Annotated in this window: 21 protein-coding genes, 2 tRNA genes, 2 rRNA genes and 1 riboswitch (1 of these 26 running past the window's edge); of the genes, 11 read left to right on the top strand and 14 right to left on the bottom strand. The window is 61.9% G+C overall.

Annotation, left to right across the window (positions count from 1 at the left end):
- Together hisC and ABIE49_RS16410 are read right to left on the bottom strand one after the other, a co-directional pair.
- Entirely contained in the window at nucleotides 1-1,098 is a 1,098-nt protein-coding gene (gene hisC / locus ABIE49_RS16415) for a histidinol-phosphate transaminase (RefSeq protein WP_192738287.1), read from the bottom strand.
- 29 nt (nucleotides 1,099-1,127) lie between these two features.
- On the bottom strand, nucleotides 1,128-1,988 hold the full coding sequence (locus tag ABIE49_RS16410; RefSeq protein ID WP_192738286.1) for a chorismate mutase: 861 nt from the start codon (nucleotides 1,986-1,988) through the stop codon (nucleotides 1,128-1,130).
- A 161-nt stretch (nucleotides 1,989-2,149) separates the two neighbouring features.
- A riboswitch (SAM riboswitch) is annotated at nucleotides 2,150-2,229 on the top strand.
- A gap of 87 nt (nucleotides 2,230-2,316) precedes the next feature.
- Here ABIE49_RS16410 and metX point away from each other — a divergent pair.
- Nucleotides 2,317-3,525, top strand: coding sequence for a homoserine O-acetyltransferase MetX (metX, locus tag ABIE49_RS16405; protein WP_192738285.1), 1,209 nt, complete (start codon nucleotides 2,317-2,319; stop codon nucleotides 3,523-3,525).
- Entirely contained in the window at nucleotides 3,522-4,181 is a 660-nt protein-coding gene (gene metW, locus ABIE49_RS16400) for a methionine biosynthesis protein MetW (protein WP_192738284.1), read from the top strand. Before metX ends, metW begins: the two co-directional genes overlap by 4 nt.
- Nucleotides 4,182-4,257: 76 nt before the next feature.
- Here the strand turns inward: metW and ABIE49_RS16395 are convergent, their stop codons facing one another.
- Entirely contained in the window at nucleotides 4,258-4,986 is a 729-nt protein-coding gene (locus ABIE49_RS16395; protein ID WP_192738283.1) for a hypothetical protein, read from the bottom strand.
- A 109-nt stretch (nucleotides 4,987-5,095) separates the two neighbouring features.
- Nucleotides 5,096-5,956 carry an alpha/beta fold hydrolase gene (locus ABIE49_RS16390; protein WP_192738282.1) on the bottom strand — a complete coding sequence of 287 codons (861 nt, stop codon included), beginning with the start codon at nucleotides 5,954-5,956 and terminating at the stop codon, nucleotides 5,096-5,098.
- A gap of 240 nt (nucleotides 5,957-6,196) precedes the next feature.
- Between ABIE49_RS16390 and ABIE49_RS16385 the strand changes: the two genes are divergently transcribed.
- The 4 genes from ABIE49_RS16385 (at nucleotide 6,197) to ABIE49_RS16370 (ending at nucleotide 8,478) form a co-directional block, all read left to right on the top strand.
- Entirely contained in the window at nucleotides 6,197-6,886 is a 690-nt protein-coding gene (locus tag ABIE49_RS16385; RefSeq protein ID WP_192738281.1) for a TIGR02594 family protein, read from the top strand.
- 148 nt (nucleotides 6,887-7,034) lie between these two features.
- The gene (locus tag ABIE49_RS16380; RefSeq protein WP_192738280.1) at nucleotides 7,035-7,514 is read left to right on the top strand and encodes a Crp/Fnr family transcriptional regulator; all 480 of its coding nucleotides are present in this window, start codon (nucleotides 7,035-7,037) and stop codon (nucleotides 7,512-7,514) included.
- A gap of 218 nt (nucleotides 7,515-7,732) precedes the next feature.
- The gene (locus tag ABIE49_RS16375; RefSeq protein WP_192738279.1) at nucleotides 7,733-8,104 is read left to right on the top strand and encodes a hypothetical protein; all 372 of its coding nucleotides are present in this window, start codon (nucleotides 7,733-7,735) and stop codon (nucleotides 8,102-8,104) included.
- A gap of 158 nt (nucleotides 8,105-8,262) precedes the next feature.
- Nucleotides 8,263-8,478, top strand: coding sequence for a hypothetical protein (locus ABIE49_RS16370; RefSeq protein ID WP_192738278.1), 216 nt, complete (start codon nucleotides 8,263-8,265; stop codon nucleotides 8,476-8,478).
- A 130-nt stretch (nucleotides 8,479-8,608) separates the two neighbouring features.
- Here the strand turns inward: ABIE49_RS16370 and ABIE49_RS16365 are convergent, their stop codons facing one another.
- The 3 genes from ABIE49_RS16365 to ABIE49_RS16355 form a co-directional block, all read right to left on the bottom strand.
- Nucleotides 8,609-8,743, bottom strand: coding sequence for a hypothetical protein (locus ABIE49_RS16365; RefSeq protein WP_354066849.1), 135 nt, complete (start codon nucleotides 8,741-8,743; stop codon nucleotides 8,609-8,611).
- A gap of 97 nt (nucleotides 8,744-8,840) precedes the next feature.
- Nucleotides 8,841-8,975, bottom strand: coding sequence for a hypothetical protein (locus ABIE49_RS16360; RefSeq protein ID WP_354066848.1), 135 nt, complete (start codon nucleotides 8,973-8,975; stop codon nucleotides 8,841-8,843).
- Nucleotides 8,976-9,732: 757 nt separating this feature from the next.
- Nucleotides 9,733-10,518 (bottom strand): MOSC domain-containing protein, encoded by a 786-nt coding sequence (locus ABIE49_RS16355; RefSeq protein WP_192738277.1) that lies wholly within the window; start codon nucleotides 10,516-10,518, stop codon nucleotides 9,733-9,735.
- Between the two features lie 221 nt (nucleotides 10,519-10,739).
- On the opposite strand from ABIE49_RS16355, the gene clpB reads away from it, so the two are divergent.
- Complete coding sequence (gene clpB / locus ABIE49_RS16350) at nucleotides 10,740-13,379, top strand: ATP-dependent chaperone ClpB (RefSeq protein WP_192738276.1); 2,640 nt, start codon at nucleotides 10,740-10,742, stop codon at nucleotides 13,377-13,379.
- Nucleotides 13,380-13,517: 138 nt separating this feature from the next.
- Here the strand turns inward: clpB and ABIE49_RS16345 are convergent, their stop codons facing one another.
- From ABIE49_RS16345 to ABIE49_RS16315, 7 genes are all read right to left on the bottom strand, one after another.
- Entirely contained in the window at nucleotides 13,518-15,143 is a 1,626-nt protein-coding gene (locus ABIE49_RS16345) for a Vgb family protein (protein WP_192738275.1), read from the bottom strand.
- A 146-nt stretch (nucleotides 15,144-15,289) separates the two neighbouring features.
- A complete protein-coding gene (locus tag ABIE49_RS16340) occupies nucleotides 15,290-16,297 on the bottom strand; it encodes an ABC transporter ATP-binding protein (RefSeq protein WP_210337426.1) in 1,008 nt (335 codons plus the stop codon).
- Complete coding sequence (locus tag ABIE49_RS16335) at nucleotides 16,290-17,261, bottom strand: ABC transporter ATP-binding protein (protein ID WP_192738274.1); 972 nt, start codon at nucleotides 17,259-17,261, stop codon at nucleotides 16,290-16,292. Before ABIE49_RS16335 ends, ABIE49_RS16340 begins: the two co-directional genes overlap by 8 nt.
- A 14-nt stretch (nucleotides 17,262-17,275) precedes the next feature.
- Nucleotides 17,276-18,982 (bottom strand): ABC transporter substrate-binding protein, encoded by a 1,707-nt coding sequence (locus ABIE49_RS16330; protein ID WP_192738273.1) that lies wholly within the window; start codon nucleotides 18,980-18,982, stop codon nucleotides 17,276-17,278.
- A 27-nt stretch (nucleotides 18,983-19,009) separates the two neighbouring features.
- Nucleotides 19,010-19,906 (bottom strand): ABC transporter permease, encoded by an 897-nt coding sequence (locus ABIE49_RS16325; protein ID WP_192738272.1) that lies wholly within the window; start codon nucleotides 19,904-19,906, stop codon nucleotides 19,010-19,012.
- Nucleotides 19,906-20,862 carry an ABC transporter permease gene (locus ABIE49_RS16320; RefSeq protein ID WP_192738271.1) on the bottom strand — a complete coding sequence of 319 codons (957 nt, stop codon included), beginning with the start codon at nucleotides 20,860-20,862 and terminating at the stop codon, nucleotides 19,906-19,908. The genes ABIE49_RS16325 and ABIE49_RS16320 overlap by 1 nt, the downstream gene beginning before the upstream one ends.
- 210 nt (nucleotides 20,863-21,072) lie before the next feature.
- A complete protein-coding gene (locus ABIE49_RS16315; RefSeq protein ID WP_192738270.1) occupies nucleotides 21,073-23,145 on the bottom strand; it encodes a peptidoglycan DD-metalloendopeptidase family protein in 2,073 nt (690 codons plus the stop codon).
- An 872-nt stretch (nucleotides 23,146-24,017) separates the two neighbouring features.
- Between ABIE49_RS16315 and ABIE49_RS16310 the strand changes: the two genes are divergently transcribed.
- From ABIE49_RS16310 to ABIE49_RS16295, 4 genes are all read left to right on the top strand, one after another.
- Nucleotides 24,018-25,508 (top strand): 16S ribosomal RNA (locus ABIE49_RS16310).
- A 208-nt stretch (nucleotides 25,509-25,716) separates the two neighbouring features.
- Nucleotides 25,717-25,793 (top strand) — tRNA-Ile (locus ABIE49_RS16305).
- A 55-nt stretch (nucleotides 25,794-25,848) separates the two neighbouring features.
- Nucleotides 25,849-25,924: transfer RNA gene (locus tag ABIE49_RS16300), tRNA-Ala, on the top strand.
- A 428-nt stretch (nucleotides 25,925-26,352) separates the two neighbouring features.
- Nucleotides 26,353-26,639 (top strand): 23S ribosomal RNA (locus tag ABIE49_RS16295) (it continues 2,558 nt past the right edge of the window).
- The 16S and 23S rRNA genes sit together here with 2 tRNA genes alongside, the layout of an rRNA operon.

Raw genomic sequence — 26,639 nt, 5'->3', positions numbered from 1 at the left:
TCACTTGCCCGCCATAAAGTCTTTGAGGCCATCGACGACGAGGCGGTTGGCCTCTTCGGTGCCGATGGTCATGCGCAGCGCATGCGGCAGGCCGTAATTGTTCAGCGCCCGCAGCACCAGGCCGCGTTTTGTTAAGTAAGCGTCGGCGTCCGCCGAGGTCCTGCCCTTTTCCTGCGGGAAATGGATCAGCACGAAATTCGCCACGCTCGGCGTCACTTTGAGGCCGAGCTTGCTGATCTCTTCCGTCAGCCAGTTGCGCCATTGCTCCGTGAATGTCTTCGACATCTGGACATGCGCGGTGTCCTCGATCGCCGCCACCGCCGCCAGCATCGCCGGCGTCGAGACGTTGAAGGGGCCGCGAATGCGGTTGACGGCATCGACGATGTTCGCCGGGCCGAACATCCAGCCGATCCGCAGGGATGCCAGCCCGTGAATCTTGGAGAACGTATGCGTCACCACGGTGTTTTCCGTGGTCGCCACCAGCTCGATGCCGAGCTCGTAATCGTTGCGCGACACATAGTCGGCATAGGCGGCGTCGAGCACCAGCAGCACATGATCAGGCAGTCCGGCGCGGAGCCGCTTGACCTCGTCGAACGGAATGTAGGTTCCGGTCGGGTTGTTCGGATTGGCGAGCCACACCATCTTGGTGCGCGGCGTGACCAGCTTCAGGATCGCATCGACATCGGCGGTGAAATTTGTTTCGGGCGCGACGACATTTTTGGCGCCGTTGGCCATGGTCGCGATCGGGTACACCAGGAAGCCGTGGCTGGTCGAGATCGCCTCGTCGCCATGCTTCAGATAGGTGTGTGCCAGCAAGTTGAGGATTTCGTCCGAGCCGGCGCCGCAGATGATGCGGTTCGGATCGAGCCCGAAGGCGCGGCCAATCGCCTCGCGCAGCACCCGCGAGGTGCCTTCCGGATAGTCCTCCAGATGACCAGCCGCTTCCTTGTAGACCGCCATCGCCTTCGGCGACGGGCCGAACGGCGTCTCGTTGGCGGAGAGCTTGAACACCTTGCGGCCCGGCTCGGCCACCGGGCTTTTGCCGGGGGTGTAGGGCGCAATATCGAGAATGCCGGGGTTCGGCACGGGGCGGGACATCTTCTGGCTCCGGATCGTAGGGCGTCTGTTCAGGATTTGGCCGCCCCGTTCGGGGGCACCGTATAGCGTGTTGCGTGGCTGCCGACGAGGGCTGCGGAGCGCACCGACGCGCCGGCCTCGATCAGGGCGGTCTTGATCTTCTCCAGCCCGGTGCCTGATATCGACACCAAGAGCGCGGCGCCGTCGAAGGCGGTATCGGGGACAGCGACGATCTCGGCGAGCGGCGCCAGCGCGCGGGCGGTCTCGGCGTTCCAGCCGGAGACACGCACGCTCCAGGTCTCGACCTCAATCACCATGGCGTTGTCGGCGACGCGCGAGACCAAGAACACCGGCAACGCCGCCGGATGGTCGGCGCGTTCGAGGAACGGCACCCGCGCGATGATCTTTGGCGCGCCATCGGCTTCGAGCTCGATCCACCAGGGCGTCCGGCTCGACGTCGCCGACACCAGCGCCAGATCGCCCTTCGATTTGGAGACCGCTTCGACCGCGGCCTGCGCGCTGAAATGCGCCACGTATGGCACCACGAATCCGAAATGAAACCGCGCCGAATCCCGCATCGCGGATTCGCCGACCGAGACGTCCGCATGCACCGAGAACGGCGCCTGGACGTAGGTGAAGGTCGAGATGATGACGCGCCAGATGCTCTCGATGGTGTCGATCGGCAGGATGCCGCGATGGCGCTCCACCAACCGCCGCATCATGTCGGCTTCGCGCGCCGGACGGAACGCGGAGCCGACCTCCTGGGTCTCTTTCACCTGGATCAGCCGATCGATGATGTCGCCGCGCGCCATCAACAAACGGTGAACCTGCTCGTCGATGCTGTCGATCTCTTTGCGCAGCACCGCGAGGGAGGGCGGGGCGGGGGGTGCCTTCGAGGGTCCCTTGGACATGTTCTAGCCTTTAGCGCCGGGGGCCGAAATCACCGGCAAATACAAGGGCATTGATTAGGAAAGACGGCCGCCGAAAGCAAAGAGAAACATCGGCAATGATGGCGCGCCGGGCCGGTTAACCATGGCCCGCCTTGACGAAAAGCTCCCTTCGGACTAGCTTTAGCCCATTCCGTGGTCATTTGAGCCGGCCGGCTTGCAGCCACGTTAAACAACTCGCTAAACAGGCCGGGGACAGAAGTGATCCCGGTCGAACCTTTGTTCAGGCCGGGTTTTTTTATGGCCTGATTTCTGTCCGGGAGGGCCTCCCTTTGGGAGGTCGGTGGCCGAAATGACAAACGTTCAGTCGATAGCCAGCCCCTCGGTGCATACCGAGGAGCGCGCGCACGAGGCGGACCATCCGAGTTCGCTGGTGGCGGCGTTCGGCGCCGATCAACCGTTGCGGCTTGATTGCGGCATCGATCTGGCGCCCTTCCAGATCGCCTACCAGACCTATGGCAAGCTCAATGCAGGGCGATCCAACGCCATCATGATCTGCCATGCGCTGACGCTTGATCAGCATGTCGCCAATGTGCATCCGCTGACCGGCAAGCCGGGCTGGTGGGAAATCATGGTCGGTCCTGGCCGTCCTCTCGACACTGACAAGTATTTCATCATCTGCTCCAACGTGATCGGCGGCTGCATGGGTTCGAGCGGTCCGGCCTCGACCAACCCCGCGACAGGCAAGGTGTGGGGACTGGATTTTCCGGTCGTCACGATACCGGACATGGTGCGGGCGCAGGCCATGCTGCTCGACCGCCTCGGCATCGACACGCTGCTCTGTGTTGTCGGGGGCTCGATGGGCGGCATGCAGGTGCTGCAATGGACCGCGGCCTATCCGAAGCGCGTGTTCTCCGCGCTCCCGACCGCGTGCAGCACGCGCCATTCGGCGCAGAATATCGCGTTCCACGAGCTCGGCCGGCAGGCGGTAATGGCCGATCCGGATTGGCATGGTGGACGCTATGTCGATCAGGGGACGCATCCGCATCGTGGCCTCGCGGTGGCGCGGATGGCCGGGCATATCACCTATTTGTCGGACGCCGCGCTGCATCGCAAGTTCGGACGGCGGATGCAGGACCGGGATCTGCCGACATTTTCGTTCGACGCCGATTTCCAGGTCGAAAGCTATCTGCGTTATCAGGGCTCGTCGTTCGTCGAGCGCTTCGATGCCAACTCCTATCTCTATCTGACGCGGGCGATGGATTATTTCGACATCGCCGCCGATCATGACGGCGTGCTGGCGAAGGCGTTCTCCGGCATTCAGACGCGGTTCTGCGTGGTGTCTTTCACGTCAGATTGGCTGTTCCCGACCTCGGAATCGCGGGCATTGGTGCATGCGCTCAACGCATCGAGCGCGCGGGTGTCGTTCGCCGAAATCGAAACCGATCGCGGTCACGACGCCTTCCTGCTCGACGTGCCCGAATTCTTCGACATCTCCCGTGCCTTCCTGGAGTCCGCTGGCAAGGCGCGTGGCCTCGAAAATGATGGCGCTGCGTCATGAGTATCCAACAGACGTTGCCACTCACGGGCGTCACACCCGGCCGCACCGGGAACTATCGCAGCGATCATTTGCTGGTCGCCGAAATGGTGCAGAGCGGCTCCAAAGTGCTCGACGTCGGCTGCGGCGACGGCGAATTGCTGCAGCTCTTGGAAAGCCGCGGCATCGACGGCCGCGGCATCGAACTGTCGCGCGAGGGCGTCAACCGCTGCGTCGCCAAGGGCCTTGCGGTGGTGCAGGGCGACGCGGACACCGACCTCGTCAATTATCCCGACGACGCTTTTGATTACGTGATCCTGTCGCAGACGCTGCAGGCGACCCGGCAGCCGAAAGTGGTGCTGGAAAACCTGCTGCGGATCGGCCATCGCGCCATCGTCTCGTTCCCGAATTTCGGGTTCTGGCGGATGCGGCTGCAATTACTGGTCGGCGGCCACATGCCGCGCACCGAAAACCTGCCGGCGACCTGGTACGACACGCCGAACATCCATTTCTGCACCATCAAGGATTTCGTGCAGCTCTGCGCCGAGATCAACGTCAAGATGGAGCGCGCGGTCGCGCTCGATCTCTACGGCCGCCCGCTGCGGCTGAATTTGCCGTGGTGGTTCTGGAACATGTTCGGCGAGCAGGGCGTGTTCCTGCTGACAAGGGGCTCAAAGTAACCCCGTCGTCATTCCCCGATGCGCAATTGCGCATCGGGGAGTCCGCAAAGGTCGAACTTTTGATCCGGCAGCCACTTCAATTCGTCGTGGTCTTGAAGCCGCGCATGGACACGAGCTTTTCCTCACGAAATCGGAGAATGAGCCAAGCGGTCTCATCGAAACCGTTTGCGAGCTTTCCCGCGTGAGAATACACGATCTGAGCAGCTTCCGACTTCGACGGCGGTCCCAGCGCCTTGATTACCTCCTGACGCGACATACCCAAATGCAGCTTGCCGTCGAAGACGACGGGCGAGAACTTTTCCGGGATGATGGCGCAATCGGTCGAGGTCTCGGTGTCTTTCTCGGTGAGCTCTTCAACGATCTCTGTGACGCGATGGTCCGGGCCGCCCATCTCTCCGTGGGACACGACCCATAATCGATGCTGCGCGCGCCTATAGCACAGCCAATAGATGCTACCTCCAGCGTGGCCCTGGTGTTTAATGGTCCCTTCGCCCACGGCTTTGCGGACCGCGCCGAGCGGCGTCTCCTCGAAGCGGCCGGCGAATGCGCCTAGCGAAAAGCGGGTCGCCAATCTCTTCACCACCGTCGGCGGCACGCGCTCGAACGCACGTTCGTCGACTGGCGGCGGCGGTGTCTGCGCGGAGCAATCGCCCGCGGGGATCGCGAAAAGGAGAAGCAGCAAGAAGAGCGTCTTTCGACCATCAACTCCGAATTGCCTTACATTGGAGATTGAGCACTTTCCTCGCCTCAGCAGGTCGCGCCCAGCCGTCGAGAGTGCGGGTGTGTGTTTCTGGGTATCGGACACGTCAGTCTATCTCCTGCGATGAACAAAGGCGCAATATTTCAGAGCTGGCGTGTGCCTTCGTTCAACTCGCGTCAATCAGGCTGTGGCTGCGCCTTAATGAGTCCGCGTCCTAGCCCATCGAACGCGGATCGCGCACCGGCCACCTTTCGGCCTCGACCAGCGCGATGAACCGCTCGACCATTTCGTTGAACAGCGCCGGCTCCTCCAGATTGAGCACGTGGCCTGATTTAGGGAAGAACGTCAGCCCCGCCGCAGGCATATGTCGCTTCAGGAACAGGCTAGGTTCGATGCAATTGTCATCCTCGTCGCCGCAGATGATCAGCGCCGGTGTCGGCACGTTGCGGATCGCGTCCGTCAGGGTGTAGATCGAGGGCCGCCCGCCCTGAAAACTGCGCATAGTGTTGGCCGAGCCTTTGGCGTCATGGCGCGACAATGCGGCATAGAAATCGGCGTGGCCGCGCGGGTCTTTCACCAGGAACGGAATCCGGCTCGGCGCCTCGCGCGTCACCTTGGCGACCTCCACCGAGCCGATTTTTTCGTACTGCTCGGCATTGGCCACGCATTGCTTGCGGAAGGCTTCGAGATTTTCGATTGCAGAGCCGGAGCCAACCCCGGCCATCGTCATCGACAGCGCGCGCTCGGGGGCGTTGAGGCCGACCTGCAGCGACGAATAGGCGCCCATCGACAGGCCGATCAAATGTGCCTTGGCGATCCCGAGATGATCGAGCACGGCGAGCGCGTCGGTGTAGAAATGCTTGTAGGTGTAGACGTCTGATGTCGGTGGCACGTCGGAAGGCGTATAGCCCCGCGCCGAATAGGCGATGCAGCGATGGCCGCGCGAGAAGTAGCGCATCTGCGGCTCCCAATTGGTGTGGTCGGCTGCGAATTCATGCAGGAAGATGATCGGCGTTCCCGTGCCCGCTTCTTCGAAATACAGGCGGACATTATCGCTGGTGGCGGCATAGGGCATTGAAGGTTCCTCTTGGTTTTGGCGCGTTCTCCGGCCCCGAAAATTGCAGTTAATGCTCTGGGCCGCAATGCGGCAGGCCGGTTTGTTTTGGCCACAAAATGTTCGCGGAATCACCCCGGAATCGTTGCCGCACCGCCGCATGAAATCTTCCTCTCGCCACAGCCAAAAATTCAAACCGGCCGCCGCGTTCGTTTGTCTACGAACGTTGCGGGATTTTGGGTCTGTCATCGAGGATCAAAGATGCTTCAGTTGTTTGCGTTCCGCCGGTCGCTTCGTGTCCTTGCGCTGGCGTTGTGTTCGGTCTCCATCGCCGTCATGGCCGCGCCGGCCTCCGCCCGGCCCCACCATGGCGCAGGGCGGCACGTCCGCGGCTACCACGCCGGTCACCATGCACGGCATTACGCCCGCCACCATCACCGGAAGATCGCGCGCCTGTCGCGCTGGGAACGCGGCGTCGCGAAAATGCAGGCCGGCGGCTTTGCCGATGCCAACGCCAACGCCGATACCAGCGCAACCTTCACCGACCACAATTCAACCCTGACGCCGCCCGGCGGCGTGATGGCGCCGGTGAGCTTTGGTTCCTCCAACGTCGTCACCGAGGCGCGCCGGTATCTTGGCGGTAACCCGACCGGGCGCGGCAGCCTGTGGTGCGCCCGCTTCATGAACATGGTGCTGCAGCATTCCGGCTATCGTGGCACCGGCTCGGACATGGCGAAATCGTTCGCCAGCTACGGCCAGCGCGTTTCCGGCCCGCAGGTCGGCGCCATCGCTGTGATGACGAGGGGCCGCGGCGGCGGCCATGTCGGAATCATCACCGGCATCGACGCCAAGGGCAACCCGATCATGATCTCCGGCAACAACGGCAACCGCGTCCGGGAAGCGCCGGTCTCGCGCGGCCGGATCTACGCCTACGTGATGCCGACGAGCTGAAATCGTCACTGCAAAGGAACCGCAAGGTGGGCTCAGGCGCGTCGGCGCCGTGCCCATCATGCAAGCCGGGGGCCGCCTCCGCCCTCGCTGAGCAGCCCGTCGGGCCTGGCCCGCTTGCCGCCGCCGGGCGCGCGGGTATATTGGCCCGATGGCTGTCAGCTCCCCAGATCTGAAAGCGTTCCTGCTCGCCACGCCTTTCTTCGGTGGCCTCTCGGACGCAAGCCTCGATCTGCTGATCTCAATGCTGGCCGAGCGCCGCTTCGACGCCGGCGCCACGGTCGTCGCGGAAGGCGAGGCGGGTCGCTCGATGTTCATCGTTCACGCCGGCCAGCTGGTGGTGAGCAAGCTGCTGGAGTCCGGGCGCGTCCTTCGCATGACGGGTCTCGAGCCCGGCGACTTTTTCGGCGAGATGACGCTGATCGAAATGCAGAACCGCTCAGCCACCGTCGTCGCGGAGAGCCCGACCGTGCTGTACGAACTCACGGCCCGGCAACTCTATGCGTGCTACAAGGCCGACATCCACGCCTATGTGATCGTGATGCAGAATATCAACCGCGAGCTTTGCCGGCGGCTCCGCCGCGCCGACAAACGCATTGCGGAGTTGCAGATGCTTCGCACCAGTGAATGACACGGCCGGGTGTGCATCATGTGGGCTGAGCCGGCTACAGGACGCAACATCTGGCTCCGCCGGGCAATCAGATCCTTCCACTTGATCCCGATGGCAAATCGGAACCTTTGGCCGCGCATTGCAGCCGCATTGGTTTCACTGAATGGCCACATCGGAATCAGATCCCAACCAAACTTTTTGGATAGGTGTCCTGCCAGTCAAACTGAAAAGGAGTGAGCATGCGCATCGTTACGGCATCCGTCATCATTGCCGCCCTCTCTCTGGGCGCGCCAGCTTTCGTGCAGGCACAGGGAACCCCCTCGCAATCTCAACCAGCCCCCTCGCAATCCGAGGCGCAGCCTTCGCAGTCCAGCACCGTCATCCGGAGCATCCAGGTCGTCGACGTCAAGGATTTGCAGCCGGCGGTGCGTTCGAAGGTCGATGAACTCGTGGCCCAAACCCGCGAGGAAGACATTCAGTCGCTTCGCAAGTCCATCGACGCGACGCCGGAAGCGGCATCCGTGCTCAAGGCCAAGGGCCTGACTTCGTCACAAGTCGTGGCCATCAACATCGCCGACGGCGTTCTCACGATGTTTGCGAAGACGGCCTGAACGGTTGCGAAAAAAACGGCCGGGACATCGGAACGATCCTTCTCCGGCCACGTTGATTGTTCGAGTGATACAACGAAGGAGAAATCCACCGGAAATATCATCTCAAAAGCCCCGTCAGCTACACCTGTAGCTGGCGGGGTTTTGGTTAGGAGGCCCCGATGTATGCGCTATTTGAAGGCGACAAGCAGATCGGAAGTGCCTTCCCTACCGAGAAAGAGGTCTGGGAAGCGGCCCTGATAGAGGGGCTAGTTATGGACGTTCCGGTTGCGGATGAGGAAGGCGGCCAGGTGATTCCCAGCGGTTATCACGTCGCCAGGGTCGAAGAGCCCTGCGACCCGCGGCCCGATTGGAAACTTCCGCGCGAGATTTCCTGACGCCGGCGCTATGCGAAATCCATTAGAGCGTTTTCCAGCGAAGTGGACACCGGTTCGCGTAAAGAAAACGCGTCAAAACAAGAATCTAGAGCCCGTTCCGATTCCATCGGAACGGAAAGGGCTCTAGGTTCTACGCAATCCAGTAGATTGCCATTCCGATAGCCACGAGCGCCATAACTCCAGCGGTCAGCATCCCGTAGTTCCGCTCGACCTCTGTCGGCAGCGCTTCTCTCGCCGCGTCCTCATGAATCAGGTCGTGTTTCATAACGCACCTCCAGGCATTCAAACCGAAGGGACGAGTTCGTTTCGGCCCTCGCAGCGGGCTGACCAGAAACTCCAACCCGCCCGATGGCCCAGGCGGTTCACGTCGTCAAGTCGACGAACAGTTTGAGGATCGCCACGATCAGCCCGGCTGAAGCAATCGCCGTGCTGAGGTCGACAACCTCGATGAGAGCCTGTCGCTGTTCGTCGTCCAACAGTGAGAAGACTTTGCGCATGGTGTCCTCCACCCCATGCAAACACTCGGAGCGGCCGCCGGTTCCATCTGGGAGGCCCTATGCCCGCGGACGGGCACAGCAGGCGCGACAAAACGACCCGACGGGCAAATCAATTCTGATTTGCGGAAATCGTGTCAAGTAGAAAATTTCTGTAAATCAAAAATATTTCTGTTGTCGGCCGACCCAAATCAGTGCGCATCTATCGCCATCCCGTCCTACTCAGAGGGCGTCGGCCGTCGTCACGGACGTTGGACGGGGTGCGGTGGACGCTGGTTTGCGCCTCGACGACGGCGTGGACTAGGCGTACGGCAAAACCGTGTGGTCCTGGCGCCCGTTGCAGGCGTCAAGCTGTCGGGTAGGCGAGAGCCGAACGGCAGCGACGGAGTCAACCAAGAACTCGTCTCCGGGGAGAGCACGGCATAAGCCGTAAAGCCATTGCGCCGGGAAGGCCGGGTGTTCACCGCTGCCCTGTATGCTCGTGTGCAGCCTTTTAGTGCAAACCGCACACGAGACCGCGGGTGCAGCGCGCACCCGGTCTTCCCTGCGCCCTCTTACGAGAGGGCGGGAAGTTTCTGGCAAAGCTCGGGCGCCATGCGCCGCGAGATCGTGGACACATATTCAGCTGTCATCGCCCGGCTTGACCGGGCGACCCAGTATTCCAGAGACGCCAATGATTGAACCGAGTGACCGCGGCGTACTGGGTCCCCCGCTTTCGCGGAGGACGACAGTCAAAATCGCCGCTTCATCCCGGGCTACCTCACAACAATTCCGGCTGTTCCGCCATGATCGCGTCGCCGACGGCGATGCTGCCGCCCGCCGTCACCTCGGCATAGATGCCGCAATCGCCGTGACCGAGCCTGCGCTGCAGCGCCTGCGGGATGGCGAGGTCGCGCTCCGCGGTATCAGGGTCGACGTTGACGGCGGCGCAGCGGACGATCCGCTTCACCACCTTGAGCCTGACGTCGCCGATCGCGAGCGTGCGGTCGAGCAGGTCGAACTCGTGCCAGGCCGGCCAGCCCTCGACATAGAGGTTGGCGCGGAAGCGCAGGGGATGGACGGGGTGGTCGACCATGTTCTCGATGGCGCGCAGGCTCGCCAGGTTGATGATCGAGACCACCTTGCGGGCGACGTCGGAGAAACTGTGGCCCGGGCTGGTCAGGATTTTGGGCGGCCCCTTGATCTGGCCGGCATAGCTGGTGGCGAAGAACTGCTCGATGGCGGCTCGGCCCTCGGCGGTTTCGAGGTTACCCTGAGCCGCAATCGCACCGTTGTGGCGGATGGTCAGCACGTGGCTGGCATCGTCGAAATGGGTCTGCAGCGCCGCCAGCCAGCCGTCCCGCTGCAGCATAAGGAAATGCGGTTTTGGCAGCCATTTCGGCTCGGCCGGATCGAAGCCGGAGGGGCCGTTTTCGATGGCGTAACGGCGGTCGGCCAGAAGGGTCTCGCCAGGGGTCAGGACCGCACGCGGCAGCGGCTCCGGAGTCAGGCCCTTGACGGGATAGCGGTAGATACCGGTGATCTCAGGGGGTTCTGACGAGGTCATCCGGCCTTTTAAGAGATTCTTTTGCAGCCTGCCACTACGCTGAAATTGCAAAATCGGCCTCTTCCGTTTTTGGCCTGACATGCCCACATTTGCGTCAAGCCTGAAATAACGGCGACGACCACCGGCTGGTTGAGGAAAGTCAGCGCGGCCGCGTGGAAACCCAATGAAGATGCCGCGCTTATGCCTTCGGGGTAGGGGTGGCAGGCCGAGGGAAGTGAAGAATGAATATTGAGAAATACACCGAGCGTGCGCGCGGTTTCATCCAGTCTGCGCAGTCGCTGGCCGTGCGCGACGGCCATCAGCAATTCTCCCCGCTGCACGTGCTCAAGGTGCTGCTGGACGACAGCGAAGGCCTTGCCGGCGGTCTGATCGACCGCGCCGGCGGCAATTCCCGCGCGATCCTCAAGGCCACCGAGGACGCGCTGGGCAAACTCCCGAAAGTATCCGGCAGTGGCGCGGGGCAGGTCTATCTCGCCCCCGAACTGGCGCGCGCCTTCGATGCGTCCGAAAAGGCCGCCGAAAAGGCCGGCGACAGCTTTGTCACCGTCGAGCGGTTGCTGCTGGGCCTCACGCTCGAGAAGGGCAGCGAGGCCGCGACCATCCTGAGCAAGGGCGGCGTCACCCCGCAGAACCTCAATGCTGCGATCGAAAGCCTGCGCAAGGGCCGCACCGCTGACTCGGCGACCGCCGAGAACGCCTATGACGCATTGAAAAAGTATGCCCGCGACCTCACCCAGGCCGCGCGCGACGGCAAGCTCGATCCGGTCATCGGCCGCGACGAGGAAATCCGCCGTACGATTCAAGTGCTCTCACGGCGCACCAAGAACAACCCCGTGCTGATCGGCGAACCCGGCGTCGGCAAGACCGCGATCGTCGAGGGTCTGGCGCTGCGGATTCTCAACGGCGACGTTCCGGAAAGCCTGAAAGACAAGAAACTGCTGGTGCTGGACCTCGGCTCGCTGATTGCGGGCGCCAAATACCGCGGCGAGTTCGAGGAGCGGCTGAAGGCCGTGCTGGCCGAAGTCACCTCGGCCGAAGGCAGCATCATCCTGTTCATCGACGAGATGCACACGCTGATCGGCGCCGGCAAGGCCGACGGCGCGATGGACGCGTCCAACCTCTTGAAGCCCGCACTGGCGCGCGGCGAACTGCATTGCATCGGCGCCACCACGCTCGACGAATACCGCAAGCATGTCGAAAAGGACGCCGCATTGGCGCGCCGGTTCCAGCCGATCTTCGTTTCCGAGCCGACGGTCGAGGACACGATTTCGATTCTGCGCGGCCTGAAGGACAAATACGAACAGCACCACGGCGTGCGCATCACGGATTCGGCGCTGGTAGCCGCCACCACGCTGTCGAACCGCTACATCACCGACCGCTTCCTGCCCGACAAGGCCATCGACCTGATGGACGAGGCCTCGGCGCGGCTCAAGATGCAGGTCGATTCCAAGCCGGAAGAACTCGATACGATGGATCGGGAGATCATCCGCCTGAAGATCGAGCAGGAGGCGCTCCGGAAGGAAAGCGATGCCGGCTCCAAGAGCCGCCTGCAGACGCTGGAAAAGGAACTCGCCGAGCTCGAGGAGAAGTCGGCGGCGCTGACGGCGCGCTGGAGCGCGGAGAAGAACAAGCTCTCCGACGCCCAGAAGCTGAAGAGCGAACTCGATGCCTTGCGCATCGAGCTTGCCAACGCGCAGCGCCGCGGCGAATTCCAGCGCGCGGGGGAACTGGCCTATGGCCGGATTCCCGAGCTGGAGAAGAAGCTTGCCGATATCGAAGCGAAGGAGAACCCCGGCGAGATGATGGAGGAGGCGGTTACCGCCGACCACATCGCTCAGGTGGTGTCGCGCTGGACCGGTGTGCCCGTCGACAAGATGCTGGAGGGCGAAAAGGACAAGCTGCTGAAGATGGAGGGCAGCCTCGGCCAGCGGGTCGTCGGCCAGGCCGAAGCCGTGCGTGCGGTCGCGACCGCCGTGCGCCGTTCGCGCGCCGGCCTGCAGGACCCCAATCGCCCGATGGGCTCGTTCATGTTCCTGGGCCCCACCGGCGTCGGCAAGACCGAGCTGACCAAGGCGCTGGCGGAATATCTGTTCAACGACGAGACCGCGATGGTCCGCCTCGACATGTCCGAGTACATGGAAAAGCACTCGGTCTCGCGGCTGATCGGTGCGCCTCCGGGCTATGTCGGCTATGACGAGGGCGGCGCGCTGACCGAAGCGGTGCGGCGGCGGCCCTATCAGGTGGTGCTGTTCGACGAGATCGAAAAGGCGCATCCGGATGTCTTCAACGTGCTGCTGCAGGTGCTCGACGACGGCCGGCTGACCGACGGTCAGGGCCGCACCGTCGACTTCCGCAACACGCTGATCATCATGACATCGAACCTCGGTTCGGAATTCCTGGTGAACCAGCCGGAAGGCGAGGACACGTCTGAAGTGCGCGAGCAGGTGATGGGGATGGTGCGGGCGCATTTCCGCCCCGAATTCCTCAACCGGATCGACGAGATCATCCTGTTCCACCGCTTGCAGAAGAGCGAGATGGGCCGGATCGTCGAGATCCAGTTCGCGCGGCTGCAGAAGCTGCTGGAGGAGCGCAAGATCACGCTGACACTCGATGCCGCGGCGCGCGACTGGCTCGCCGCCAAGGGCTGGGATCCCGCCTATGGCGCCCGTCCGCTGAAGCGGGTGATCCAGCGCAATTTGCAGGATCCGCTGGCCGAGATGATCCTCGAAGGCTCGGTCGCCGACGGCGATCGTGTAGTGATCTCCAGCGAAGGCAACGTGCTGACCTTCAACGGCAAGGCACCGCAGACCGCCGAGATCGCGACCTTCGAGGCGCCGATCCCGAAGCGCAAGCTGAACTGAGTTGGTCCGCGATAACTCAACGATGTCGTCATGCCCGGGCTTGTCCCGGGCATCTACGTCCTGGCCGCAAATGAAAGAAGACGTGAATGGCCGGGTCAAGCCCGGCCATGACGGCGTCGATGCCGGCGAGCCGTGCCGCTACTTCTTCACCACCTTGTAAATCGCATTCTCCAGATCCGACGAGAAGTAGATCACCCCGGATGCGCCGACGCCGACGCCGGTCGGGATGTTGGACGGCAATCCGCCGGGGGCAGGGGCGAGGCCGATCGGCAGGTTGGCGGCGATCTCGGTGACGGTCCCGTCTTTCGGATTGATCCCGACAATGCGCCTGGCGCCGACTTCGGCGACGACCAGCATGCCGTCGGGCCCGAGCGCAATGCCCTCGGGCATTTTCAGGTCCTTGGCGACGATTGTCTTCTCGCCGTTCGTTCCGATCTTCGAGACGCGGCCGGCGAAGGCTTCCGTGACATAGACCGCATCGCCCGATGCGGTGGCGGCCATGCCGACCGGTCCCTCGAGGTCCCCGATCAGAACCTTACGGTCCTTGCCGTGCTCGCCGCTGGCGCGGACCAGCGATTTGCTGCCGAGTTCGTTGACGAGAATGGAGCCGTCACTGAGCTTGACGGCGTCGTGCGGCGCCTTGAAGTCGTGAAGCATCTCCCTGGTCTTGCCGGTCTTGCGGTCGATCAACTGCACGGTGCCGGTGAACCAGCTCGACAGGATCACGTCGTCGCCCCGCGCGGTGGCGCTCATCGGATATTCCAGCGTCACGCCGTCGGCATGCATGCGGGCAGGCTCGGAGACCTCGCCGGTGGCGCCGTCGACGGTGCGGTAAGCGAACACGTCGGCGACATAGAGGGTGTCTTTGCCGCCGTCCGAGACGACGCCGATGCCGCCGGGCAGCGCCAGTTTGCCGATGATCACTTGCTTGGCAGCGCCGGTTTCCGGATCGACCTCCTGAATGCCGTTATCCGCCATGTTGGAAACGAAGATCCGGTCCTTGTCGTCGATCGCGAGGTTGTCGAGCGAGGGCTTGAGCTGCGCCACCATCTTCTTGGCGCCGGACTTCGGATCGACCCGCACCAATTGGCCGAGCGCGGTGTCCACGACCCAGAGATTACCCTTGGAATCGAAATTGACCGCCGCCGGAATCTTGAAACCGTCGGCGACCACAGTCAGTTCGGCCTTGTCGACGTCGACCCTGGCGACCTGGCCCTTGAACCACAGCGGGCCGTAGAGTTTGTCGTCCGGCCCAAACTCGAAGCCATTGAGGCCGCCCATCTTCTCCATGATCTTGCGCGGCGGCTTGGCGCCCTCGACATCGATCTCATAGAGCGCGTCGCCGAGGAACACCTGCGTCGCGTACAGCCGTCCGTCCTTGCGGAACGCGAGCGAGTTGATGCCGGGCAGGCCGGAGGCCAGCTTCTTGACCGGGCCGTCGCCCTTTCGCGAGTAGAGGTCGCCGGTCAGGAATGCGGTCCACGCCATGGTGCCGTCGGGGGCAAAGGCGATGTCGTCGGCCATGCCTTCCGGCGAGGCAACCGCGATCTTGGCCGTGCCGCTCGGGCGATCGACTTCGTAGAGCGCCGCACCCGCGACGCTGCCGGCAAACAGCCGCCCGGCCTTGTCGATGCCGAGCCCATGGACGCCGTGAAACGCCGAGCCTGGTACGAGTTTGGTAACTTCATATGTCTGCGCCGAGGCGCCGGTGGCAAGAAACACTGCCGCAGCCACAGTCGCACCGAATGCAAGCCTGCTCGTCATGACGCTACCTCCCGTTTTTTATTATGGAGGTGAGTATTCGTTCGCTCGTGTGGTTTGGCAAATAAAACTTGTAGGTGCGGCGCGGCCTGGCCGCCACAAAAATGACAATGCGCTGCGAACTGGACTCTTAAGAATCTTGCGAGAGTTCAGCCTGCATGGAGATGACAGGCGACCGCGCGTCCCGGACCGAGCTCGCGGAGCGGAGGCTGATCGGTCTTGCACACCGCCATGGCACGCGGGCAACGGGTGTGGAAGCTGCATCCGGGCGGCGGCCGCAGCGCGCTCGGCACTTCACCTGAAATCACCGCACGCGGCCGCCGCGCCTCCACCTCGGGATCTGCGACGGGCACCGCCGCCATCAGGGCTTCGGTGTAGGGATGCAGCGGGTTGCGATAGAGGTCGTCGCGGTCGGCGATTTCGACGAGGCGGCCGAGATACATCACCGCGATGCGCGTCGAGATGTGGCGGACCACAGCCAGATCATGCGCGATGAACAGATAGGTCAGCCCCAGCCGCTCCTGCAGGTCCATGAACAGGTTGATGACCTGGGCCTGGATCGAGACGTCGAGCGCGGACACCGGCTCGTCGGCGATCAAGAGGCTCGGCTCCAGCGCCAGCGCGCGGGCGATGCCGATGCGCTGGCGCTGGCCGCCGGAGAATTCATGCGGATAGCGATCGGCCATGTCGGGCAACAGGCCGACGGAAGCGATCAGGGACGCGATCTTGTCGCGGGTGGCCGCCTTGTCGCCATCGAGGCCATGAACGGCCAGCGGCTCGCCGACGATGTTGCGGATCGTCATGCGCGGATTGAGCGAGCCATAAGGGTCCTGATAGACCATCTGCATCCGGCGCCGCACACCCAATAGTTCGGCGCCGCGGTGCGGGGCGATGTCCTGTCCCTCGAACACGATCCGCCCGGCGGTCGGCGTCAGCATCCGCAGCACCGCAAGTCCCGTGGTCGATTTGCCGGAGCCGCTTTCGCCAACGAGGCCCAGCGTCTCGCCGCGCCGGATCGTGAACGAGACGCCGTCGACCGCTTTGACGGTCGCGACCTGGCGCTGCAGGATGATGCCCTTGGTGACCGGGAAATGAACCTTCAGATCCTCGACCCGGAGGATGGTATCGACGGATGGCTCGGGCAGCGCGTCAGACATGGGCGAAACACGCTTTGGCGTGACGGTCGGCGACCTGAAGCAGTTCAGGCTTCGCGGTTCGGCATTGTTCCAGGATCGCGCGGCAGCGCGGCGCGAAAGAGCAGCCGGGCGGCAGGCTGGCCAGATCAGGCGGCTGGCCCTCGATTGGCATCAGGCGACGGCCGCCGCCGCCATCGAGGCGGGGAACGGAAGCCATCAGGCCTGATGTGTAGGGGTGCTGCGGCCGGGCGTAGAGCTCGCGCGCCGGGGCGACCTCGACGATGCGGCCGCCATACATGACCGCGACGCGGTCGGCGTAGCGGGCGACGACGCCGAGATCATGGGTGATCAGGATCAGCGAGGAGCCGGTCTCGCGCGTAACTTCCTTCAAGAGGTCCAGGATCTGCGCCTGCACGGTAACGTCGAGCGCTGTGGTCGGCTCATCGGCGATGATCAGGCGCGGCGCGCAGGCCAGCGCCATTGCGATCATGACGCGCTGGCGCATGCCGCCGGAATATTGGTGTGGATAGGAGCCGAGCCGGCTCGCGGCATCGCCGATGCGGACGCGGCCAATCAGTTCGGTCGCGGCCTCATAGGCTTTGTCCCACGGAGTGCCCCGATGCACGTTGATCGGCTCGGCGACCTGGAGGCCGACGGTCAGCGCCGGATTGAGCGAAGACATCGGTTCCTGGAAGATCATCGCGATCTTGTTGCCGCGAACCGCGCGGATGCCGGGATCGTCGAGCTTCAACAGATCGGTGCCGTCGAACAGGATTTCGCCGCTCTCGATCCGGCCGGGCGGATTCGGGATCAGGCGCAACACCGAGAGCGCCGTCACGCTCTTGCCGGACCCGGACTCGCCGACGATCGCGAGCGTCTCGCCGGGATCGACATGAAACGACACGCCATCGACCGCGGTCACGGTTCCGCGCTCGGTGCGGAACCGCGTCGTCAGGTTCTTGACTTCCAGCAGTGGGCGCGTCATCGCCGCGGTCCCGGTCAATGGCCCATCTTCTTCTTGAGGTCCTGATCGACCCAGATCCGGGCGTAGATCGGTCCCGGACGAACCGCACCGGCGCGAAGTTCGCCGGCATAGTTCTTCACCCAGGGCCACCAGGCCGTGAAGATGTAGGGGGTGGGAAGCCACACATAGGGGGCCTTATCCAGAATCTCGCGCGTCATTTCCTTCAGCATGGCCTGGCGCTTGGTCTCGTCTGGCTCAAGATACACCGCGTCCATCTTCTTGTCGTATTCGGGATCGGACCATTGCGACGGGTTCCAGACCTGGCCCCTGACGAAGCTCTTGCGAATGGTCGTCGTCGGATTGGTGTGCCCGTTGTTCATGAGATAGCCCGGTGCATTGGTCTTGGTGGTCATGGCCGAAAGGAACGCACCGTATTCCATGGTTTGAATGTCCAGCTTGACGCCGACCTGTTCATAATAGGCCGCCAGCAGCGGTATCAGGTCGATATGGTCGGGATTGCACGCGCATACCTGAACCTTGAGGGTAAACCCCTTCGGAACGCCGGCCTCGGCGAGCAGCTTCTTCGCTTTCTCCGGGTTGTAGGTGAAGAGTTCCTTGATCGAGTCCGGCATCGCATCGAGCGGCTCGAAATAGCCGAGATAGTCGGGGTGCTGCGGGTAGGCGAACAGCTCGGCGTTGCCGCCGTAATATTCCTTGACGATTTCCTGCTTGTTAACGGCGAGATTGAGGGCGCGTCGGACGCGAACATCGTCGAACGGCTTGGTATCGACGCGCATGGCGAGGAACTGGCCGCTCATCGAGAGCCACTTCGACCACTTTAGCTGCGGCGCGCTCTTCTTGAGCTCATCGACCGCGGACCATCGGATGTTTTCGAGAATGTCGAGTTTGCCGGTTCGCAATGCCGTGAGGAAGGTCGCCTCGTCCTTGATCGTGCGGTAGACGACCTTGTCGACCAGCGGGAGCTTGGTCTCGACGCCGTCGATCTTCTCCGTGCCCCAGTAGTTCGGATTCTTGACATAGGTGTTCGAGTTGCCTTGCACGAACTCGGCAAGCTGGAACGGGCCGGTCCCGTTGACGTTCTTCCAGTTGCCGGCGCCTGCGTCGGCGACTTCCTTCGGGATGATGCCGGAATAGTAACCCCAGCCGAAGCGATAGTCCCATTCCGCGTTGTAGTTCTTGAAGGTGAAAAGCACGGTGTGCTTGTCGGTGGCTTCGACCTTGTCGATGTGATCGAAATAACCGGCGATTTTCTTGGGGCTCTTGTCGCGGTGGTTGAAGGAGAACACCACGTCATCGGCGACCAGTTCGCGCGCCGCCATCACCCCGGGCTTGTCGGGAAACATCACGCCCTTGCGCAGGTTGATCTCGAGGCGGAGCGGATTTTGCTTCCACTCCCATTTTTCGGCAAGTTCACCGCGGATCGCATCCGACGGAATCCAGGCGTCGGCGTAGAACGAATGCTTGCCGCCAAGCCGTTTGGACTTGGAGAGGTCCGCGGCGAACAGTTGCTCGTAGACCTGGCCGGTATCGTGGTTCTGCTTCCAGTTCCAGTCGGCCAGATCCCAGGAGAGCGCCGAGAGCGTGACATAAACTGTCCCGATCTCCAGCGTGCCGCCGGGCTTTGGCGGCGTTTCGGATTGCGAGAATGCAGGGGTTGCAAGCGAAAGCGCCACGGCGACCGACGCGGCGGCGAGACCTGATGCGGCGCGTAAATAGGACATGACTTCCTCCTGGATCTTATTTTCTGGTTATCTTGATCCGCGCATGCGTGGATCGAGCAGATCCCGCAAGGCGTCTCCGAATACGTTGGTGGAATAAACGACGATCGTCAGACAAAGACCCGGCGCCAGCGCCAGCCACGGTCCCTGGAACATGAAGGTGCGGCCCGAGCCCGACAGCATGCCGCCCCAGGTCGGCGTCGGCGGCGGCACGCCAAGGCCGAGAAACGACAGGCCCGACTCGGCGAGGATCACGGTGCCGACGCGCGTCGTGAACAGCACGATGATCGGCGGCATGATGTTGGGCAGGATATGCCGCCACAGGATGCGGCCGGTCGAGGCGCCGATCGATTGGGCGGCGTGCACATACATGTTCTCGCGCACCGACACCACGGCGGAGCGGATGATGCGCGAGCCGGCGATGCCGAGCAGCAGGCCGAGCGTGCCGATGATCTGCGGCAGGCCGGGGCCGAGAACCGAAACCACGACCAGGAGGATGATGAGATCGGGAAAGCTCATCCAGGCGTCGACGAAACGCTGCGTGATGAGATCGATCTTGCCGCCGAGATAACCGGTGAGAATGCCGATCGCGATCGAGATGATGGTGGCCAGCGACGCGGCGGTAAAGGCGATGATCACCGAAATCTGGGCGCCATAGAGACAGCGCGAGAGCATGTCGCGGCCGAGATTGTCGGTTCCGAACGGATAGGCCCATGACGGCGCCATCAGACGGTTGCGCGGGCTGATCTGGTTCATGCCATAGGGCGCCAGAACATCGGCGAAGATCCCGCACAGCAGGAACAGGATGAAGATGACGCCGCCGGCGGCGCCGAGCGGCTTCTCGCGGAACAGGCGAATCACGAAGCGGAGGACGCCGTTGCGCTCGCTCTTGCCGCCCGTGGCCGGGATATCGATTGCCAGCGTCATCAGCGGTATCTCACCTTGGGATCGAGCAGGCCGTAGCTCAGGTCGACGGCGAGATTGATCAGCATCACGCAAAGACCGATCACGAGGCTGACGCCGGTAATGATCGGGTAGTCGCGCTGGCTGATGGCGTCGAGCAGCAACAGGCCCATGCCGGGAATGACGAAGATCTGCTCGACGATGACGGCGCCGCCGATCAGGATCGGCGCCTGCAGGCCGATCAGCGTGACCACCGGGATCAGCGCGTTGCGCAGTGCATGCCGGATGACGACCAGTTGTTCCGACAGGCCCTTTGCCCAGGCGGTGCGGATGTAGTCCTGGCGCAGCACCTCCAGCATCATGGTGCGGGTCAGGCGCATGGTGATGGCCGACAGCGCGGTGCCCAGAATGATCGCCGGCAGAATCATCTGCTTGAGGTTTTGCAGGGGATTGTCAGTGAACGCGACGAAGTTCACCTGCGGCGACCAGCCCCACCAGATCGACGGGAATACCATCACCATGGTGCCCATCCAGAAGCTTGGCACCGCCAGCATCAGGATCGAGAACGAACGGGTGAGATAGTCACCGGCGGTATCCTGCCGGATCGCAGAATAGATGCCGATCGGCAGCGCGATGATCAGCGCGATGATCAGCGCCATGAAGCCGAGCTGGAACGTGACCGGCAGCCGTGCGCCGAGCAGTTCGCGCACCGGCGTATTCTGCCAGAGCGATCGGCCGAAATCGCCGTGGAAAAGAATGCCGCCGATCCAGTGAAAATATTGCAGCCACATCGGGCGATCGAGACCGAGCGTTGCGATCAGCTGGTCACGCGAGAGCTTGTCCGCGCCGACGTCGTTCTGGGCGAGCATCATGTCGATGACGTTGCCCGGCACCAGCCGTACGATGACGAAGACAATCAGGCTGGCAAAGAACAGCGCCGGGACAAGCGCCAACAATCGCCGTGCCAGATATGCCTGCATCCTTCGCTGCCCCCCATCGTCTTCTTGCAACAAGAGTGGACCGCGTCCGAAATGCTCGCAAGCATTATCGCGACGCGCGCGATGCGATTTTGTCGCGGAGGAACTTGAGTGAAGTACGTGTGCACGCAAAACATTCCGCGTCGCGGAACAGTAACGCGTGCAACTTCACGCTAACGAACATACGAGGTGAAAAGCCGGGAAGTTAAACGCTCAGCGGCTGACTTGCCGCGTCGATGGCGAAGCGGTGCTGCCGGCGGCATCGGAGACACGCGCGGCGCCGCGATTGTTCATCTGGAGATCGAGCCGATCGCGTTCCTTCTCGAAGCCCGCCATCACCGGGCCTTCGAGCGAGCGGCCACGCGGCAGCTTCACGCGCATCGGATCGACGAATCGGCCGTTGACCAGGATTTCGTAGTGCACGTGGGCGCCGGTCGACATGCCCGTCGATCCGACGAAGCCGATCACCTGGCCCTGTCGCACCCGCTTGCCGGGCTCCATGCCCTTGGCGAACGCCGACATGTGGCCGTAGGCGGTCTCGTAACCGTTGTTGTGCTTGAGCTTGACGTATTTGCCGTAGCCACCTTCCCAGCCGACTTTCTCGACGACGCCGTTGCCGGAAGCGAAGATCGGCGTGCCGTAAGGCGTGGCCCAGTCGACGCCGGTGTGCATCTTGGTGTAGCCGAGGATCGGATGGCGGCGTCCGCCGAAGCCCGAACGCATGATCGCGTTGTTGACGGGTTTGCGCACCAGGAACTTCTTCGCGCTCTTGCCGGTCTCGTCGTAGTAGTCGACGACCGAGTCGTCGGGGGTCTGGAAGCGGTAATATTTCTTGGTTTCGCCGCCGACCGTGAGCGATGCGAACAGCACCTCGGTCTTTTCGGTGATGGTCGCGCCGTCGTCTTCGCCGGCGAAGAACACGTCGAAGGAATCGCCGGGCTGTACCTTGCGCTGGAAGTCGACGTCGTAGGAATAGATCTTGACCATGTCCTCGATGACGGTGGCCGGCACCTTGTTGCGCAAGGCGGTCTCGTAAATGCTCTGGTAGAGCCGGACGCCGGTGCCGTCATCCTCATCATCGTCGTCGTCTTTGCCGGCGGCCGCCTCGGCGACCGTATTCATGCTCTGCACGTCGACCGCGACGTATTTGCCGACGTCGGACAGCGCGGCAACGGCCTCGATGGTGGTTTCGTTGGCGACGACCACCCGGTAGGGCTGCAGCCGCACGCCCGGACCGGGGGCAGCAGGGGCCATCAGGATGCGGAGTTTCTGGCCTTCCTTCAGGCCGCCGTCGCGGCCGCGGGCGCCCAGCGTTGCGGCGATCGCCTTGGCTTCGTCCGGCGTCGCGCCCTGATCGCGCAGGATCGAGGTGACCGAATCACCCTTCTTCACGACGTGAATGCGCTCGTTGGAAGGGTTGCCGCCGGTGATCTGGTCTTTGGTCTTCGGCAGCAGCGTGACGTTTTCCGGCACTACGCGGGTTTCAAAGCCAGCATAGGGGTCGGAGACGGTGCCCTCGGTGGCGTAGGCCAGCTTCATGTCGGACTGGACGCCGCTGGCGTCGGCGGTGGCGTTCGCCAGCGCCGTATAGCGTACGCCGCCGGTGTTGCCGCGCCAGTTGGCGGCGTCCCGCACCCGCATCAGGACTTCGTCGAGCGCGACCACGGCGGCGAGTTTCGCCTTCGGCAGCACGGAAGCGAGGTCCTTGGTGACGAAGGAGACCTCGGCATCGGGTTCGACGGCATCGGGGTTGTTCGGATCGTCAGCGGCGGCGGGGGTGGGGGCGCCGACATCGGTCAGCATGCGCTGGGCGTTGAATGGCGGGATTTTTGCGGAAAGGTCGCTCGTCGTCATCGACAAATTGCCGGAGATCCGGATGAACGGCCGAACCCGCATCACATCGCGGTTGCCGACCCGGGTGACGGTCGAGACCCGCAGCACGTTGCGGGCGGCTGTCGATTCGCCTGGCGGCGGCAGGCGGTCGCTCTTGTGCAGGCTGGCGGTACGATCGTTGGCGCCGAAAGCGCCGCGCAACGCGCCTTCGACGCGCTCCGGCACCTTGGCAAAGGTCATTTCGCCGTCGAGCGACGCGAAAACGGCGCCGCCGATGAGAGCTGCGCCGCACAGACCAGTCAGGATAGTGCCGCTAAACCATTGTACGGAGACACGGCGGCGGTCGATCACCGCGGCCTCGGTGCCATCGACGGAAAGCGGCGGCTCGTGACCGAGATCAATGATCCCGGTCTCGCGTCCATAGCCGCTTCCGCGTGACGCCTTCTGATTCAACCCTGTGTCCCCCCAAATTCCATCAACATTCGACTAGACCTTCGCTCGATCAGATCCGGTTTCCGTCCCTCTATACGGAGGATCCCGGTGCATCGCGCGCCGCACGAATCGATATTCGGGAATCAGAGGCCAGCAGACCGGCCGGAATCTCGAACGTCAATGATGTGCAGGTCTCTCGATGTTTCTCGGCCGCGTGGGGAAAGGCGACGGGTTCATTGAAATCGCCGATCCCTGGTAGATGAACACCGGCAGCCCCCACTGGCATCCGGCGGTTCAATGCATACGTTATAGTCAGAACGTCGCAGGATTGTGGCTCAAGTACGGCGTAAAGGCCCCAAATATATAGACTTCTTGGGGTCCAAAATTTCTTCCACATCGTGCGACAATTTGTTGACGAAGGCCGTTGACAGGTCCGATCGGGTGGGCCTATAACCCGACCACTGAGCGCGGCGCTGCTTTGGCCCTGAGGCCAAGGCAAGTTGTCGCGCCCGTGAAGCTCCTCATTATGATGAGTGAATCAACAGCCGATACCAATCGGTTGTTATTTGCCGTCCGGTGAAGTTGCTTCCGGAACTCCCAGTAGTGGGAAGCTCCCAATCAATGGGAGATGGGTCCTTCGGGTCCCGGGCTGTTTGACAAGTGAAGATGAAGAAAGAGAAACGTGGACGGCGGAGTCCTTGCGGGCCTCGATTACTGAAATACGCAAGTATTGAAGTGTTGGGGCCGGACGAAAGACTTCGGCGGTACACGTTTACATAGGTTACACCATCGTTGCCCACGATGTGAATCGTAGGCAGCTTGTCAGCTTCGGCTGGCAAAAAATGGTGGGACCTCGTCAAACGTTGTGATCAGCCGGTTTGAAGTTTCAAGTCCAACTTGAGAGTTTGATCCTGGCTCAGAGCGAACGCTGGCGGCAGGCTTAACACATGCAAGTCGAGCGGGCGTAGCAATACGTCAGCGGCAGACGGGTGAGTAACGCGTGGGAACATACCTTTTGGTTCGGAACAACACAGGGAAACTTGTGCTAATACCGGATAAGCCCTTACGGGGAAAGATTTATCGCCGAAAGATTGGCCCGCGTCTGATTAGCTAGTTGGTGAGGTAACGGCTCACCAAGGCGACGATCAGTAGCTGGTCTGAGAGGATGATCAGCCACATTGGGACTGAGACACGGCCCAAACTCCTACGGGAGGCAGCAGTGGGGAATATTGGACAATGGGCGCAAGCCTGATCCAGCCATGCCGCGTGAGTGATGAAGGCCCTAGGGTTGTAAAGCTCTTTTGTGCGGGAAGATAATGACGGTACCGCAAGAATAAGCCCCGGCTAACTTCGTGCCAGCAGCCGCGGTAATACGAAGGGGGCTAGCGTTGCTCGGAATCACTGGGCGTAAAGGGTGCGTAGGCGGGTCTTTAAGTCAGGGGTGAAATCCTGGAGCTCAACTCCAGAACTGCCTTTGATACTGAAGATCTTGAGTTCGGGAGAGGTGAGTGGAACTGCGAGTGTAGAGGTGAAATTCGTAGATATTCGCAAGAACACCAGTGGCGAAGGCGGCTCACTGGCCCGATACTGACGCTGAGGCACGAAAGCGTGGGGAGCAAACAGGATTAGATACCCTGGTAGTCCACGCCGTAAACGATGAATGCCAGCCGTTAGTGGGTTTACTCACTAGTGGCGCAGCTAACGCTTTAAGCATTCCGCCTGGGGAGTACGGTCGCAAGATTAAAACTCAAAGGAATTGACGGGGGCCCGCACAAGCGGTGGAGCATGTGGTTTAATTCGACGCAACGCGCAGAACCTTACCAGCCCTTGACATCCCGGTCGCGGACTCCAGAGACGGAGTTCTTCAGTTCGGCTGGACCGGAGACAGGTGCTGCATGGCTGTCGTCAGCTCGTGTCGTGAGATGTTGGGTTAAGTCCCGCAACGAGCGCAACCCCCGTCCTTAGTTGCTACCATTTAGTTGAGCACTCTAAGGAGACTGCCGGTGATAAGCCGCGAGGAAGGTGGGGATGACGTCAAGTCCTCATGGCCCTTACGGGCTGGGCTACACACGTGCTACAATGGCGGTGACAATGGGACGCTAAGGGGCAACCCTTCGCAAATCTCAAAAAGCCGTCTCAGTTCGGATTGGGCTCTGCAACTCGAGCCCATGAAGTTGGAATCGCTAGTAATCGTGGATCAGCACGCCACGGTGAATACGTTCCCGGGCCTTGTACACACCGCCCGTCACACCATGGGAGTTGGTTTTACCTGAAGACGGTGCGCTAACCCGCAAGGGAGGCAGCCGGCCACGGTAGGGTCAGCGACTGGGGTGAAGTCGTAACAAGGTAGCCGTAGGGGAACCTGCGGCTGGATCACCTCCTTTCTAAGGATGGTTCTTCAGAAGCTTGCTTCTATCGAACCGTTTTAGAAACATCAGTGGCCAACGATCGTCAGGATCGTTGAGCTGCATTGGCGGGATTTCGCCGTCTACGTTTCTCTTTCTTCGCGGACGAACACGCGCCAGGGGCTTAGCGCTTGTGCGATGCATCTGGCGTCAAGCCGGTGCGCGCCACTGCGGCCTCTCGTGTTAGGGGCTTGTAGCTCAGTTGGTTAGAGCGCGCGCTTGATAAGCGTGAGGTCGGAAGTTCAAGTCTTCCCAGGCCCACCACTTTGATCGAGCGCATCACGTCTCATGACCGACGTAAGCATTCGTCTTCTGGTACGGGGCCATAGCTCAGCTGGGAGAGCGCGTGCTTTGCAAGCATGAGGTCGTCGGTTCGATCCCGTCTGGCTCCACCAGATGGAATTGAAGATCGACAAAGTGGCCTGCTAACAAAGCGCAATTCAAATCGTCCGCGAAACATCACTTCGCATGTCGTGTCCTACGGGATACGCGTGCGTGATTTCTGACATCGTAAAGAGGAGATTGATCCGAGTTTTGGGTCTGCAAAGCAGTTTGCGGAGCTCAATTCATAATCTCCAGATCATTTCGGCGCTCGCGCATCGAAACCCATCGCAAGATGAGTGAGGTGAGTGAGTTGTAAATGATCTTTTTAGCGAAGCTTGACCGCCTCGCTATCGGGTTGATCTTACGAAGCAAGCTGGTCTTTCTAATCATTGTCCGGCCGTGCATAGCATTCATCGAGGGTGCGCGTTTTGGGGTTTCGACCTCAAGGCAATTGTACGGACTACATTCTGCCGAGTGTGTGGACATTGATAATGAGAGCAATCAAGTGCCTTAAGGGTGTTCGGTGGATGCCTTGGCGCTGAGAGGCGATGAAGGACGTGCTACGCTGCGATAAGCCATGGGGAGCTGCGAAGAAGCTTTGATCCATGGATTTCCGAATGGGGAAACCCACCTTCGATAGCTGGAACTCCAAGATCTCGTATCTTGGGGTTTGAACAGCAATGTTTGAGACCAAGCCGTGAGGTTTTGGATTTCCAGTTATCAAGTGAAGGTATGAAATCTCTGAATACATAGGAGGTTTTAAGCGAACCCGGGGAACTGAAACAT

The organism is Bradyrhizobium sp. OAE829 (genome assembly GCF_040546575.1).
Lineage (GTDB): Bacteria > Pseudomonadota > Alphaproteobacteria > Rhizobiales > Xanthobacteraceae > Bradyrhizobium.
This window is presented reverse-complemented; position numbering and strand designations above follow the sequence as displayed.

Coding starts and splice junctions, on each gene's coding strand:
- ABIE49_RS16330 (WP_192738273.1), bottom strand. CDS start 18,982: ATGTCCTATTTACGCGCCGCATCAGGTCTCGCCGCCGCGTCGGTCGCC.
- hisC (WP_192738287.1), bottom strand. CDS start 1,098: ATGTCCCGCCCCGTGCCGAACCCCGGCATTCTCGATATTGCGCCCTAC.
- ABIE49_RS16410 (WP_192738286.1), bottom strand. CDS start 1,988: ATGTCCAAGGGACCCTCGAAGGCACCCCCCGCCCCGCCCTCCCTCGCG.
- metW (WP_192738284.1), top strand. CDS start 3,522: ATGAGTATCCAACAGACGTTGCCACTCACGGGCGTCACACCCGGCCGC.
- ABIE49_RS16390 (WP_192738282.1), bottom strand. CDS start 5,956: ATGCCCTATGCCGCCACCAGCGATAATGTCCGCCTGTATTTCGAAGAA.
- ABIE49_RS16345 (WP_192738275.1), bottom strand. CDS start 15,143: ATGACGAGCAGGCTTGCATTCGGTGCGACTGTGGCTGCGGCAGTGTTT.
- ABIE49_RS16375 (WP_192738279.1), top strand. CDS start 7,733: ATGCGCATCGTTACGGCATCCGTCATCATTGCCGCCCTCTCTCTGGGC.
- clpB (WP_192738276.1), top strand. CDS start 10,740: ATGAATATTGAGAAATACACCGAGCGTGCGCGCGGTTTCATCCAGTCT.
- ABIE49_RS16360 (WP_354066848.1), bottom strand. CDS start 8,975: ATGCGCAAAGTCTTCTCACTGTTGGACGACGAACAGCGACAGGCTCTC.
- ABIE49_RS16365 (WP_354066849.1), bottom strand. CDS start 8,743: ATGAAACACGACCTGATTCATGAGGACGCGGCGAGAGAAGCGCTGCCG.
- ABIE49_RS16380 (WP_192738280.1), top strand. CDS start 7,035: ATGGCTGTCAGCTCCCCAGATCTGAAAGCGTTCCTGCTCGCCACGCCT.
- ABIE49_RS16370 (WP_192738278.1), top strand. CDS start 8,263: ATGTATGCGCTATTTGAAGGCGACAAGCAGATCGGAAGTGCCTTCCCT.
- ABIE49_RS16340 (WP_210337426.1), bottom strand. CDS start 16,297: ATGTCTGACGCGCTGCCCGAGCCATCCGTCGATACCATCCTCCGGGTC.
- ABIE49_RS16320 (WP_192738271.1), bottom strand. CDS start 20,862: ATGCAGGCATATCTGGCACGGCGATTGTTGGCGCTTGTCCCGGCGCTG.
- metX (WP_192738285.1), top strand. CDS start 2,317: ATGACAAACGTTCAGTCGATAGCCAGCCCCTCGGTGCATACCGAGGAG.
- ABIE49_RS16335 (WP_192738274.1), bottom strand. CDS start 17,261: ATGACGCGCCCACTGCTGGAAGTCAAGAACCTGACGACGCGGTTCCGC.
- ABIE49_RS16325 (WP_192738272.1), bottom strand. CDS start 19,906: ATGACGCTGGCAATCGATATCCCGGCCACGGGCGGCAAGAGCGAGCGC.
- ABIE49_RS16355 (WP_192738277.1), bottom strand. CDS start 10,518: ATGACCTCGTCAGAACCCCCTGAGATCACCGGTATCTACCGCTATCCC.
- ABIE49_RS16385 (WP_192738281.1), top strand. CDS start 6,197: ATGCTTCAGTTGTTTGCGTTCCGCCGGTCGCTTCGTGTCCTTGCGCTG.